Genomic DNA, 12,932 nt, shown 5'->3' on the forward strand with positions numbered 1-12,932 from the left:
CAACAAGAGATGACCACCCTCACCAACACAGACACCGATACCGGCGCCGAGTCCGCACACCATCCGCCCCGCGACCACCCGCCGTACCGCAGCAGCCGGCTCCGCCACCCGAAGCAACCGTTGATCCCGTTGCGCGACCCGGAGGCCGTGGAGCTGAGCGGCCCCGCCTTCGGGGTCACCGACGTCGCCGCGCTCGACAGCGATCTGACGCGGCAGCACCCGGGCGAGCCGCTGGGCGAGCGCATCACCGTCAGCGGCCGGGTCCTCGACCGCGGGGGGCGCCCCGTGCGCGGCCAGCTCGTCGAACTGTGGCAGGCCAACGCCTCGGGCCGGTACGCGCACCAGCTGGACCGGCATCCGGCGCCCCTCGACCCGAACTTCACGGGATTCGGCCGCTGTCTGACCGATGACGACGGCACGTACTCCTTCACGACCGTCAAGCCCGGCGCCTACCCCTGGAGCAACCACACCAACGCGTGGCGTCCGGCCCACATCCACTTCTCGCTCTTCGGCACGGCGTTCGCACAGCGCCTGGTGACGCAGATGTACTTCCCCGGCGACCCGCTCCTCCCGTACGACCCGATCCTGCGCTCGGTGAGCGACGAGTCGGCGCGGCAGCGGCTCGTCTGCGCCTACGACCACGATCTGTCCGTCCCCGAGTGGTCGCTCGGCCACCGTTGGGACATCGTCCTGGACGGCCCGTCCGCGACGCTCTTCGAGGAGGGCGACGACCACTGATGCCCGCTCCCACGCCCTCCCAGACCGTCGGCCCCTTCTACGGCTATGCACTGCCCTTCCCGCGCGGCGGCGACGTGGCGCCCGACGGCCACCCGGAGACGATCACCCTGCACGGATACGTGCTCGACGGCGAGGGACAGCCGGTGCCCGACGCCCTGATCGAGACCTGGCAGCCGGGCCCCGACGGCTCACGCGCGGGCGCCCCCGGATCGCTGCGCCACGACCCCGTGACGGGGCGGCCCTTCGGGCGCGACGGGGTCGCGTTCACCGGATTCGGCCGGGTCCCGACCGACGCGGACGGCCACTGGGCCGTGCGGACGCTGCCGCCCGGCGGCGTCTCGTACGTCTCGCTCGCCGTCTTCGCCCGCGGTCTGCTGCACCACCTGTTCACGCGGGCGTACGTGGTGGACGAGCCCGGCGACGCGCTGCTCGGCTCCCTCCCGCCGGAGCGGCGCGCCACCCTGGTCGCCCGGAGCGAGGCGCCCCGGACGTACCGGTTCGACATCCGCCTCCAGGGAGACGGCGAGACGGTCTTCCTGGAGTTCCCGCCGGAGTCCGCGTGAGCGGCCTGTTCGCGCCGGGTTCCGTCGGCTCGCCCGCGGCCGACGCGACCTCCGACCGGGCCTTCCTCGAAGCGCTGCTGGCCGCCGAGTCCGCGCTGGTCCGCGCCAGGGCCGCGGTGGGTCTCGCGCCGCCGGACGTGGCGGCGGCCGTGACGGAAGCGGCGGCGGATGTCGGCCGGTTCGATGCGGAGGACATCGCGTCGCGCGCGCGGGAGAGCGGCAATCCGGTGATCCCGCTGGTGGCGGCGCTGACGTCGGCGGTGCCCGCCGAGGCGGCGGCCCACGTGCACCGGGGCGCGACGAGCCAGGACATCCTGGACTCGGCGCTGATGCTGCTGTCCGCGCGGACGCTGGACCTCATCCTGGCGGACCTCGCCCGCACGGAGCGCGCGTTGGCCCATCTCGCCTCCGCCCACCGGGACACGGTCATGCCGGGCCGCACGCTCACGCAGCACGCGGTCCCGACGACGTTCGGCCTGAAGGCGGCGGGCTGGCGCTCGCTGGTCCTGGACGCACGGGACCGCCTGATCGACGTACGAGCAGGTCTTCCGGCACAACTGGGCGGCGCGGCGGGAACGTTGGCGTCGTTCCGGACGGAGGGGGAGTTCGGGCGCGGGGGCGAGGCACTCCTCTCCGCCTTCGCGCGTGAACTCGCCCTCTGCGCGCCGGTACTCCCGTGGCACACCCTCCGCACCCCCGTCGCCGATCTCGCCTCCGCCCTCGTCCTCACCGCGGGAGCGCACGGCAAGCTGGCGGCCGACGTGCTCACCCTCTCCCGCACGGAGATCGCCGAACTCTCCGAGGGCGAGGGCGGCGGCTCCTCCGCGATGCCGCACAAGGCGAACCCCGTACGCGCCACGCTCATCGCGGCCGCCGCGCGCCGCGCACCCGGCCTCGCGGCCACGCTCCACGCCTCGCTCGTCGCCGAGGACGAACGCCCCGCGGGCGCCTGGCACGCCGAGTGGGAACCGCTGCGGGACCTGCTGCGGCTGACGGGCGGCGCGGCGAGGGAGGGCGCGGAGCTCGTCGCGGGGCTGCGGGTGCACACGGACGCGATGCGCGGGAACCTCGCCCGCACGGGCGGGTCGATCACCTCGGAGCGGGTGGCGGCGCTCCTCACGCCCGTGCTCGGCGGCACCGCAGCGAAGAAACTCCTGACCGAAGCCGCGACCCGCGCCCACGCGGAGGGACGCACCCTGGCGTCCGTCCTCGCCTCGGAGCCCGCCTTGCGGGAGTTCGACGTCACCGCGCTCACGGACCCGGCGCACTACACCGGTTACGCGGGGGAACTCACGGACCGGGCGCTGGAGCGACGTTGACGACTGCGAGGAACGATTGGCCTGACGCCTGGGGGTGGGGCTCGGGGGCTTTGGGGCTCGCTGGGCTCGCGGGGCCCCGGGGCTTGGGGGCTTCGGGGCTTCGGGGCTCGCAGGGCTTCGGGGCTCGGGGGCTGCGGGGCTCGCGGGGCTCGCAGGGCGCCGGAGCTCGGGGGCTTCCGGGCTCGCAGGGCGTCGAGGCTCGGGGGCTTTGGGGCTCGCTGGGCTCGGGGGCCTTGGGGGCTCGCGGGGCCTCGGGGCTCGCAGGGCTTCGGGGCTCGGGGGCTGCGGGGCTCGCGGGGCTCGCAGGGCGCCGGGGCTCGGGGGCTTCCGGACTCGCTGGGCGCCGGGGCTCGGGGGCTTCCGGGCTCGCTGGGCTCGGGGGCTCGGGGGATCGCTGGGCTTGGGGGCTCGCGGGCCTTCGAGGCTCGGGGGCTTCGAGGCTCACGGCGCTCACCGGGCTCACCGGGCCCACCGGGCTCACCGGGCTCACCGGGCTCACCGGGCTCACCGGGCTCACCGTTGCTGATACCGGCGCCCCGCCGCCACCTCCCTCCCCTCCCCCCCCACTCACCGACCCCCTCCGGAGCAACCTTGACCACCGCACCCAGCACCAAACTGCCGCACCACACGGTCGACGGTGCCGCCACCGGCGCCCCGCTCCTCCTCGGGCCCGCCCTCGGGACCTCCACCGCCCTGTGGGACGCCGTGGCCCCCGGGCTCATTGCCGCGCACCGGGTCGTGCGCTGGGACCTGCCCGGGCACGGCCGGTCCCCGGCGGACCTGATCGGACCCGGCGCGACGGTCGGCGATCTCGCCGCGCTCGTCCTCGCGCTCGCCGACTCGCTCGGCATCGACCGCTTCGCGTACGCCGGTGTCTCGCTCGGCGGCGCTGTGGGGCTGCACCTCGCGGCGCGGCACCCCGAGCGGGTGGTGCGGCTGGCCGTGGTCTGTTCCTCGGCGCACTTCGGCGGGGAGACGCCGTGGCGTGAGCGGGCCGCGCTGGCGCGCCGCGAGGGGCTCGGCGGGCTCGCGGATGCCGCGCCCGGGCGCTGGTTCACGCCCGGGTTCACCGTGCCCCGCCTCGTGGCGGACCTCCGGTCGGCCGACCCCGGCGCCTACGCCGCGTGCTGCGAGGCCCTGGCCGCGTACGACATGCGGGGGTCGCTGGCTGCCGTCCGCACGCCCACGCTGGTCGTCGCCGGGAGCGAGGACCCGGCGACGCCTCCCGCGCACGCGCGGGAGATCTCCGATGGGGTGCCGGACGCCGCCCTGGTGGAGATCGCGGGCGCCTCGCACCTGGCTCCCGCGGAGCGCCCCGAGGCTGTCACGCAAGCGCTGCTCGCGCACTTCACGGGTGACGCCGGCCCCGGTTAGAGCCCGGCGCGGGCCAGGAAGAGGCTCCTCAGGTGGGCCAGGCTGCGGTCCGCCAGCGGACGCAGGGCGGGGGCGGCGGCGCGGGCATCGGCGCGCAGCCGCTCCACGGCGTCGGGGCCGAGTGCCTCCGTCGCCTCGGTGACGAAGGACGGCTCGGCGAGCCAGTCGTCCAGGAGACCGGGCGTGACCTCCAGATGGAACTGGAGCCCCCAGGCAGCGTGACCTGCCCGGAACGCCTGGCACTTGGTGGTGCCGGTACGGGCGAGCACCCGTGCACCGGGGCCGGGCACGATGCGGTCGCCGTGCCAGTGGAGCACGGCGGGCGCGTCGGCCAGCGGGCCCACGACGGGGTCGTCGCGGTCGACGTCGCGCAGCGGGGACCAGCCGATCTCGCTGTCGTACCCGAGCTCGGCGCCGGGCCTGACAACAAGGCCCAGCGCGCGGGCGAGGAGCTGGGCCCCCAGGCACACGCCCAGCGTCGGGACCCCGGCGCGCACCGCGTCGACCAGCAGGTCCCGTTCCAGCTTGAGTGCCGGGTGGCCGGCCAGATCGTCGGCGTTCATCGGGCCGCCCATGACGACGAGACCGGCCAGATCGTCGACGTCCGGCAGATCGTCCGCCGACGCCCCGGGAGCGTCCAGCAGCATGCGTACGTCGATGTCGAGACCGCTGCCGTCCAGTGCGTCCAGGATGAGACCGGGCTTCTCGACCTCGACGTGCTGGAGGATGAGGACGGTGCGGGCGGGCATGGGGGGGCTCCTGAGCTGGCGCGTACACGGGTGCGGGGGGGCGGGCCTCGGGATCGACATGCGCGACGTACTCGACGGTACACTGGCGTATCGATGAGTGGGGAGACCCCTCGCTCAGCACCGCACTACCCAGTCGTCACGCAAAGGGGCCGGGGGATGGAATCCCGAACCGAGCCTGCCGAACGGGAGCCGGACATACAGGTCCGACCGCCCCTCGTCCGCGAGCTCCTCCTCGTCGTAGGACTCTTCCTCGTCTACAAATTCGGCAGGCAGCTCGCCAACGGGCACACCGGCGAGGCGTTCCACAACGCGCACCGCGTGTGGGACGCCGAGCGCGCGCTGCGCCTGCCCGGCGAGGGCGCCGTGCAGGACGCCCTGCTCAGCAGCGACACGCTGATCCACGTCGCGAACACGTACTACGCGACCGTGCACTTCCCGGCGACCCTGCTCTTCCTGGTCTGGCTCTACCTGCGCCGCCCCCGGCACTACGTATGGACGCGCCGCGTGCTCGCCGCGCTCACCGCGGCGGCGCTCGTCCTGCACCTCGGGTTCCCGCTCGCTCCCCCGCGCATGCTGGACGCCGCGCACCTCGTGGACACGGCGCAGGTGTACGGGCCCTCGGTGTACGCCGCCAAGCCCGCGACCGACACGATGGCGAACCAGTTCGCCGCCATGCCTTCCCTGCACTTCGGCTGGGCGCTGATGCTCGCCGTCGGCATGATCGTCGCCACCTCGACGCGGTGGCGTTGGCTGTGGCTGCTGCACCCCCTGCTGACCCTGCTCGTGGTGGTGGGCACCGCCAACCACTACTGGCTCGACGCGCTCGCCGCGACCGCGCTCCTCGGCATCGCGCTCGCGGTGATCCGGCTGCCGCGCCCCGGCCGCTCGCGGGTCGTGCACCGTTCCGCGCCCGCGCCGACGCAGCACCTCGTCTCCTCGGGGGCCGGCCGATGAGCGCCACGCTGCTCGCCGTCGCCCTCTCGCTCGTCTCCGCGGCCGCGTACGCCGCCGCGGCGGTGGCGCAGGAGCGGCTCGCCTCGCGCGTCCAGCTCGGCGAGAGCGGGGTCCTGCGGATGCTCGGCAGCGGTGTCTGGTGGTCCTCCGTGGGGCTCAACGCCTCCGCGGCGCTGCTGCACGTGGCGGCGCTCAAGTACGGTCCGCTCACTCTGGTCCAGCCGCTCGGCGCCCTCACCCTGGTCGCGGCGGTACCGCTCGGCGCGCGTCTCGCGGGACGCCGGGTCACGCGTCTGGAGTGGCGCGGCACGGGGCTCACGCTCATCGGTCTCGGCGCGCTCCTCCTGACCGCGTCGGGACCGGCGCCGGACGACACGCTGACGGTGCCGGAGGCCCTGGTCGTGGCCGCGGCGACGATGGCGGTCATCGGGGTCCTTTCGCGGCCCGGTACGCGGCCCGGGCTGCGGCACGCGACCGCGTCCGGCTTCGCCTCCGGGGTCGCGTCGGCGCTCACGCAGACCGTGACGGTCGCCGTCACGGACCGGTCGGGACCGCTGTTCAGCCCGCAGGTGGTGATCGTGGCGGTACTGGTCGCGGCGTTCGCCGCGGGCGGCCTGCTGCTCTCGCAGACCGCCTACCGCGGCGGCCTCGGCGCCCCGCTCGCCGTGGTGACGCTCACCAACCCCGTCGCGGCCTCCGTCATCGGCGTGGCCCTGCTCGGCGAGCGCCTCCAGGGCGGCATCGGCGGCATCCTCGTCGCCGTGGCGGGCGCGGCGGTGGCGGCGTACGGGGTGGTCGTGCTCACGCGGTCGCCGCGTGACCTGGCGGTGGCGCCGGAGCGGGACTTCCTGCCGTCCATCCCCGGCCAGACGGTCGCGCCCGACGGGGCACGGCCCGCCACGTCCGGCCTGCAGAACGCGTAGGCCGCGCAACACGAAACGGCGCCGGCCGCTCCCCGCGAAGGGGGCGGCCGGCGCCGCTGTCACACCTGGCGGGGCTCGGTCACCCGAATCCGCGGGCGTCCTGCTTGAGCGCCGTGTCGACGGTGAGCGCCGTCGCCACGACGAGGCTCAGGAGCGGCTCGGGCAGCTGGTAGTGGATCTGCAGGACGTAGTTGTCCGCGGTGGTGAACATCGTCTTGGCGAGGCCCTCCCACGTCTTCGTGATCCGGGCGACCTCGTTGTCCGCGTGGTCGACGATCGAGAAGTTCCAGGCGCGCCAGTTCTCCGCCTTGATCGCGCCGACCTGCTGGCCGTTCACCATCATGGCGAAGTTGATCTTGCCGATCATGTTCTGCTGGACGATCTCGCCGACCGGCTGGCCGTCCGCGCGCTCGACGATGACCCGCGACTTCATGAACTTTCGGGGGCGGGTCAGCAGCATCTGCGGCTGGCCGTACGCGTCACGGATCTCGAGCTTGTGCGTCATGAACTGGTCGACGCTGGAGACGAAGCGGGCGACCTTCTTCAGCGTGCTCTGGCCGACCTGGACGACCGAACCGAGCGTGTTGCCCGACTGGTCCATCACGCTGTACTCGTTCGTGAGCTCGATGAGCTTGGCCTTCTGGTTCACGACCAGGACGGGCTCCGTGAACAGCGTGCCGCCGCCCTGCGCGGCCGGCGCGACGCCGGCCTGCTGCTGCACCTGGCGCTGCACCTTGGCCGGGTCGGCCATGGGCGGGGCCTGCGGGGCCGCCTGCGGCTGGCCGAACTGGCCCTGCAGCGCGGCGGTCTGCGGCTGGCCGAACTGCCCCTGCTGGGCCTGCGCGGGCTGGGCCTGCGCGGGCTGGGCGGGCTGGGCCTGCTGCGGGACCTGCTGGGCCGGGGCCTGCTGCTGGCCGCCCTGTGGGGCCGGATTGGTGTGGTCCGTCCACTGGGAGCCGTCCCACCAGCGCAGCAGCTGGGGCGCGCCGTGCGGGTCCGGGTACCAGCCTGCAGGAGTGTTCGAATGCGTTGTCACCCGGGTGACCCTACCCTCCGTGCACGGGCGTCCCGCCAGCCCCTTGCCGAGTTGTTATGTCCGACTCAACGGAGCCGACGGTGGCCGGTTTCTGCGGTTCCCCTCCCGGCCGCGGGTGCGTCGTGGCTGGTCGCGCAGTTCCCCGCGCGCCCAACAGGGCGCACCCTGCGCTCTCACATCGTCGCCTCCACCCGCAGGTCGACCTCCGCTTCCCGTAGTTCGACCGCACCGACCCGGCCCGCTGCCCGCACGTCGCCCTCGGCCGACGCGAAGCGGTCCAGGGCGGCGCGCGGTGCCGTGACCGTCAGCTTCCCGACCTCCGTGCGCATCGAGACCTTCGCCTCGGACTTGGCCCTGCGCACGGCCGCGAGGACCTGAGCGGCGGTGGTCAGGATCGCCGGGTCGCCCGCCTGCCGCCGCAGCTCCGCCGCGTCCGGCCACGGCGCGCGGTGGACCGAGCCCTGCCGCCACCACGACCAGACCTCTTCCGTGACGAACGGGAGGACCGGGGCGAAGAGGCGGAGCAGCGCGTCCAGCGCCGTGCGCAGGGCCGACCTCGCGGACGCGGTCGCCGCCGCGTCGCCGTGGTCGCCGTACGCGCGGGCCTTGACCAGCTCGACGTAGTCGTCGCAGAAGTGCCAGAAGAACTGCTCCGTACGCTCCAGGGCGCGGGCGTAGTCGAAGGTCTCGAAGGCCGCGGTGGCCTCGTCGACGGTCGACGCCAGCGCGGCGAGGAGCGCCCGGTCGAGCGGCTGCGTGACGTCGGACCCCGCGCCCGTCTCGCCGAGGCTCAGGACGAATTTCCCGACGTTCAGGAGCTTCATGGCCAGCCGACGCCCGATCTTCATCTGGCCGGTGTCGAACGCCGTGTCCGTGCCGGGCCGGCCGCTCGCCGCCCAGTAGCGGACCGCGTCCGAGCCGTACTGCTCCAGGAGGTGGCCCGGCGTGACCACATTGCCCTTGGTCTTCGACATCTTCTTGCGGTCGGGGTCCAGGATCCAGCCGGAGATCGCCGCGTGCTTCCAGGGCAGCGCGTCGTGCCCGGTGTGGGCGCGCAGGACCGTGGCGAACAGCCAGGTGCGGATGATCTCGTGGGACTGGGGGCGCAGGTCCATGGGGAAGACCCGCGCGAACAGGTCGGGGTCGCTTCGCCACTTCCCGGCGATCTGCGGCGTGAGCGACGAGGTGGCCCAGGTGTCCATGACGTCCGGGTCGCCGGTGAAGCCGTGCGGCTCGTCGCGCTGCGTCGCCTCGAAGCCGGGCGGGGTGTCGGTGCTCGGGTCGACGGGCAGGGCGGAGCGGTCGGGGACCAGGGGGCGGGTGTGGTCGGGCTGCCCGGCGGCGTCCAGCGGGTACCAGACGGGGATCGGGACGCCGAAGAACCGCTGGCGGCTGATCAGCCAGTCGCCGTTGAGGCCGCCGACCCAGTTCTCGTAGCGGACCCTCATGTGCGGCGGGTGCCAGGCGAGTTCGGTGCCGCGGGCCAGGAGCCGGTCACGCAGGGCGGCGTCCCTGCCGCCGTTGCGGACGTACCACTGGCGGGTCGTGACGATCTCCAGGGGCTTGTCGCCCTTCTCGAAGAACTTGACCGCGTGCGTGACGGGGTGTGGTTCGCCGACCAGGTCGCCGCTCTCGCGCAGCATGGCGACGACGCGCTCCCGTGCGGTGTGCGCGGTGGCGCCCGCGAGTCGCGCGTACGCGGCGAGGGCGGCCTGCGACTCGACACCGGCCGGCGGATCAGCGAGGAAGCGGCCGTCCCAGCCGATGACCGGCCGGGTGGCGAGCCGCAGTTCGCGCCACCAGGTCACGTCGGTCGTGTCGCCGAACGTGCAGACCATCGCGAGGCCCGTGCCCTTGCCGGGCATCGCGAGGGGGTGCGGGACGACGGGGACCTCGACGTCGAAGAGCGGGGTACGGACCGTCCTGCCGAACAGGTCCTGGTGGCGCTCGTCGTCCGGGTGGGCGACCAACGCGACGCAGGCGGGCAGAAGTTCGGGGCGCGTCGTCTCGATGAGGACGGAGCGGCCGCCGTCGGCCCGGAAGCGGAGCTCGTGGTACGCGGCGGTCCGCTCCCGGTCCTCCAGTTCGGCCTGCGCGACCGCGGTGCGGAAGGTGACGTCCCAGAGGGTGGGGGCCTGCGCGACGTAGGCGTCGCCGCGCTCCAGGCTCTCCAGGAACGCGTGCTGCGACGCGGCGCGCGCCTCTGCGTCGATGGTCTGGTAGCCGTGCGACCAGTCGACGGAGAGGCCGAGGTGGCGCCACAGCTCCTCGAAGGCCTTCTCGTCCTCGCCGGTGAGCCGTTCGCACAGCTCGATGAAGTTCCGGCGCGAGAGGGGCAGTTGGTGCTTGCCGGGCTTGTCGGGCGGGGTGAAGTCGGGGTCGTACGGCAGGGCGGGGTCGCAGCGGACGCCGAAGTGGTTCTGGACGCGGCGCTCCGTCGGCAGCCCGTTGTCGTCCCACCCCATGGGGTAGAAGACTTCCTTGCCGCGCATGCGCTGGTAGCGGGCGATCGTGTCGGTGTGCGTGTACGAGAAGACATGGCCGACGTGGAGCGAGCCGCTGACGGTCGGCGGCGGCGTGTCGATGGAGAAGACCTCGTCCCGGGTCTTCGAGCGGTCGAAGGTGAATACGCCCGACTCGTCCCATCGCCGAGACCACTTCTCTTCGAGCCCGTCGAGGACGGGCTTCTCGGGGACGCCTGCACGGCGATGGGTGTCTGCCATGCCTCTGGATGCTATCCATGCGCGCCGACCGCAGGCGCCCCCTTTTCCTTCCCGGCCCACGTCGGCCGGGGCCCCGTCAGACCGTACGGATCGCCGGGTCGCTCACGCCCGCCGCGCCGGTCTCCACGTGCCCGGCAAGACGCCGCAGGAACCCGGCGTCCGCGTCGGACTTCACCGTCAGGTCGTACCAGCGCTTGGTCGCGCGAAGGTCGACGGTGTGCTCGACGGAGGAGCCGGCCTTGACCTTGAAGGTCTGGCCCGCGCCGCCGTAGGCGTTGGTCACCGTGAGGTTCACATCGGTGCTGCCCGCGTTCTTCAGGGTCAGCTTGATGTTGCCCGTGGTGCCGTCGTGGCGGGCGATCACCTCGGGGCCCGCCTTCTTGCCGGGGCCCTTGAAGGTGCGCAGGAACCCGTTGGGGCCGAAGACGGAGAGGTCGTAGGCGTCCTTGGAGTACTTCGAGTTCCAGGTGTCGGAGACGGACTTGCCGGCCTCCGTGGTGTACGTCCAGGGGCCGTCGGTGCGGTTGGCGGAGCGCACGTGGAAGCAGACTCCGGCCTTGGCGCCGCCGCTGAACGTGAGCGTGAACTTTCCGGCGGCGGCGTCCGCGGCGCCGTCCACCAGCGGGACGTACGGCAGCGCGCGGGCGGGCCGGGAACCGGCCTCCTGCTTGGGCAGCGCCGGGTTCGCGGGCGCCTTGGGCACGTAGTCGTCGTGGCGCTCCTTGTCCGGCGGCTCGTAGGCGGCCGTGTCGGGGAGCTTCGCGGGGTCCATGTCCTTGCCGCTGAAGTCGAAGGCGGACGTGAGGTCGCCGCAGATCGCGCGGCGCCACGGCGAGATGTTGGGCTCCTTGACGCCGAAGCGCGTCTCCATGAACCGGATGATCGACGTGTGGTCGAAGACCTCGGAGTTCACGAAGCCGCCGGTGCTCCACGGCGAGACGACGATCATCGGGACGCGCTGGCCGAGGCCGTAGTGCCCGGCCGCGTAACCGGCGCTGCCGGCGTGGTAGTCGAGGGTCGTGGCGACCGTGGACTTGCCCTGGTTGGCGTCCTTGGGAACGTACGGCGGGACGATGTGGTCGAAGTAGCCGTCGTTCTCGTCGTAGGTGATGAACAGGGCCGTCTTCGCCCACACCTCGGGGTTGGAGGTGAGCGCGTCCAGGACCTGTGCGATGTACCAGGCGCCGTAGTTCACGGGCCAGTTGGGGTGTTCGCAGAACGCCTCGGGTGCGGCGATGTAGGAGACCTGCGGGAGCTTGTCGGCCTTCACGTCGGCCTTGAGGAGGTCGAAGTAGCCGTCGCCCGCCTTGGCGTTGGTGCCGGTGCGGGCCTTGTCGTAGAGCGGGTCGCCGGGCTTGGCGTTGCGGTACTTGTTGAAGTAGAGGAGCGAGTTGTCGCCGTAGTTGCCGCGGTAGGCGTCGTTGATCCAGCCCCAGTGTCCGGCCGCGTCCAGGCCGTCGCCGATGTCCTGGTAGACCTTCCAGCTCACGCCCGCCTGCTCCAGGCGCTCGGCGTACGTCGTCCAGTCGTACCCCGCCTCCTGGTTGCCGAGGACCGGGCCGCCGCCCTTGCCGTCGTTGCCGACGTGCCCGGTGAGCATGTAGTAGCGGTTGGGGTCGGTCGCGCCCATGAACGAACAGTGGTAGTCGTCGCAGACCGTGAAGGCGTCGGCGAGCGCGTAGTGGAACGGGATGTCGTCCCGCTCCAGGTACGCCATCGTGCGCTCGGACTTGGCGGGGATCCACTGGTCGTACGCGCCGCTGTTGAACGCCTTGTGGCCGCCGGCCCAGTCGTGGTCGAGGCCCGCGATGAACTGCATGCCGAGGTTCTCGGCGTCCGGGTGGAAGGGCAGCACTTCCTTGCCGCCGTTCGGCTGGTGCCAGACCGGCTTGCCGTTCGGCAGTGTCACCGGGCGCGGGTCGCCGAAGCCGCGGACGCCCTTCAGCTTGCCGAAGTAGTGGTCGAAAGAACGGTTCTCCTGCATGAGCACCACGACGTGCTCGACGTCCTTGATGGTGCCGGAGGCGCGCCGGGCCGGAAGGGACGCGGCGCGGGCGATGCTCTGGTTGAGCATGGCGAACGTCGCGGTGCCGCCGGCCAGCTGCATGAAGCGGCGCCGATTGAGTTCAGGCATGACTATTCCGACCTCGTGTTTTGTGGGGGACGCGAGCGGGGTGAAGTGTGCCAAGGGGAGCAAGCGATACGGAAGGGGCTGTGACGGGCGTGTGAAGAGAAGTCCAACCCTTGATGGGCACGACACAAGTCCCGGGCATTCAGGGCGAAGGTCCCATATTTGACATAGGGGAATGCGCGTGACTCACTTGGCCGTGCACCGTTCCGTGGTGCGTTCTGCTCCGTCCCGCGATCGCAAGGAGGTGTTCGGGATGAGTCCCGAAGGAAGTCCTTGCGCCAGCGGTGATCTTCTCCGGTGATCTTCACTGAGGCTGCGTTCCGCAGCTGACAGCCGCCCTCCGTGGCCGCTGGTCGTATCACGTGGGTTTCGGCCGCTTCGTGCCGCCGCCCCCGAGGCACTCCCGCTCGCCGTCTTTCCAT

General features: G+C 72.7%; 9 protein-coding genes and 1 pseudogene. 6 read left to right on the plus strand and 4 right to left on the minus strand.

The genetic code is table 11. The annotated features are described in order from the left end of the window. Window positions 1-9 precede the first annotated feature (9 nt). The 4 genes and pseudogenes from pcaH to pcaD form a co-directional block, all read left to right on the plus strand. Complete coding sequence (gene pcaH, locus DEJ48_RS05325; protein ID WP_150214923.1) at window positions 10-738, plus strand: protocatechuate 3,4-dioxygenase subunit beta; 729 nt, start codon at window positions 10-12, stop codon at window positions 736-738. Beyond that, complete coding sequence (gene pcaG / locus DEJ48_RS05330; RefSeq protein WP_150214926.1) at window positions 738-1,301, plus strand: protocatechuate 3,4-dioxygenase subunit alpha; 564 nt, start codon at window positions 738-740, stop codon at window positions 1,299-1,301. Before pcaH ends, pcaG begins: the two co-directional genes overlap by 1 nt. Next, window positions 1,298-2,620, plus strand: coding sequence for a 3-carboxy-cis,cis-muconate cycloisomerase (gene pcaB, locus DEJ48_RS05335; protein WP_150214928.1), 1,323 nt, complete (start codon window positions 1,298-1,300; stop codon window positions 2,618-2,620). The genes pcaG and pcaB overlap by 4 nt, the downstream gene beginning before the upstream one ends. Before the next feature lie 591 nt (window positions 2,621-3,211). After that, a pseudogene (gene pcaD / locus DEJ48_RS05340) lies at window positions 3,212-3,991 on the plus strand (3-oxoadipate enol-lactonase); the annotation flags it as partial. On the opposite strand, the gene DEJ48_RS05345 reads toward pcaD, so the two are convergent. Further along, complete coding sequence (locus DEJ48_RS05345) at window positions 3,991-4,743, minus strand: type 1 glutamine amidotransferase (protein ID WP_190537214.1); 753 nt, start codon at window positions 4,741-4,743, stop codon at window positions 3,991-3,993. The pseudogene pcaD and the gene DEJ48_RS05345 overlap by 1 nt on opposite strands. A 156-nt stretch (window positions 4,744-4,899) precedes the next feature. Here DEJ48_RS05345 and DEJ48_RS05350 point away from each other — a divergent pair, with 156 nt between their 5' ends. Then, window positions 4,900-5,697: a phosphatase PAP2 family protein gene (locus DEJ48_RS05350; RefSeq protein ID WP_150214934.1), complete on the plus strand. Its 798-nt coding sequence runs from the start codon at window positions 4,900-4,902 to the stop codon at window positions 5,695-5,697. After that, window positions 5,694-6,620 carry a DMT family transporter gene (locus tag DEJ48_RS05355; RefSeq protein WP_190537216.1) on the plus strand — a complete coding sequence of 309 codons (927 nt, stop codon included), beginning with the start codon at window positions 5,694-5,696 and terminating at the stop codon, window positions 6,618-6,620. The genes DEJ48_RS05350 and DEJ48_RS05355 overlap by 4 nt, the downstream gene beginning before the upstream one ends. 79 nt (window positions 6,621-6,699) lie before the next feature. Here DEJ48_RS05355 and DEJ48_RS05360 read toward each other — a convergent pair whose 3' ends face one another. From DEJ48_RS05360 to DEJ48_RS05370, 3 genes are all read right to left on the minus strand, one after another. Then, window positions 6,700-7,656 carry a phospholipid scramblase-related protein gene (locus tag DEJ48_RS05360; RefSeq protein WP_150214936.1) on the minus strand — a complete coding sequence of 319 codons (957 nt, stop codon included), beginning with the start codon at window positions 7,654-7,656 and terminating at the stop codon, window positions 6,700-6,702. Between the two features lie 173 nt (window positions 7,657-7,829). Further along, window positions 7,830-10,379 (minus strand): valine--tRNA ligase, encoded by a 2,550-nt coding sequence (gene valS / locus DEJ48_RS05365; RefSeq protein ID WP_150214938.1) that lies wholly within the window; start codon window positions 10,377-10,379, stop codon window positions 7,830-7,832. Window positions 10,380-10,455: 76 nt separating this feature from the next. Further along, window positions 10,456-12,513: a phosphocholine-specific phospholipase C gene (locus DEJ48_RS05370; RefSeq protein WP_150214940.1), complete on the minus strand. Its 2,058-nt coding sequence runs from the start codon at window positions 12,511-12,513 to the stop codon at window positions 10,456-10,458. Between the last annotated feature and the right edge of the window lie 419 nt (window positions 12,514-12,932).

The sequence above is a fragment of the Streptomyces venezuelae genome (assembly GCF_008642315.1).
Taxonomy (GTDB): domain Bacteria; phylum Actinomycetota; class Actinomycetes; order Streptomycetales; family Streptomycetaceae; genus Streptomyces; species Streptomyces venezuelae_D.

Coding starts and splice junctions, on each gene's coding strand:
- DEJ48_RS05355 (WP_190537216.1), top strand. CDS start 5,694: ATGAGCGCCACGCTGCTCGCCGTCGCCCTCTCGCTCGTCTCCGCGGCC.
- DEJ48_RS05370 (WP_150214940.1), bottom strand. CDS start 12,513: ATGCCTGAACTCAATCGGCGCCGCTTCATGCAGCTGGCCGGCGGCACC.
- DEJ48_RS05350 (WP_150214934.1), top strand. CDS start 4,900: ATGGAATCCCGAACCGAGCCTGCCGAACGGGAGCCGGACATACAGGTC.
- DEJ48_RS05345 (WP_190537214.1), bottom strand. CDS start 4,743: ATGCCCGCCCGCACCGTCCTCATCCTCCAGCACGTCGAGGTCGAGAAG.
- pcaH (WP_150214923.1), top strand. CDS start 10: ATGACCACCCTCACCAACACAGACACCGATACCGGCGCCGAGTCCGCA.
- valS (WP_150214938.1), bottom strand. CDS start 10,379: ATGGCAGACACCCATCGCCGTGCAGGCGTCCCCGAGAAGCCCGTCCTC.
- pcaG (WP_150214926.1), top strand. CDS start 738: ATGCCCGCTCCCACGCCCTCCCAGACCGTCGGCCCCTTCTACGGCTAT.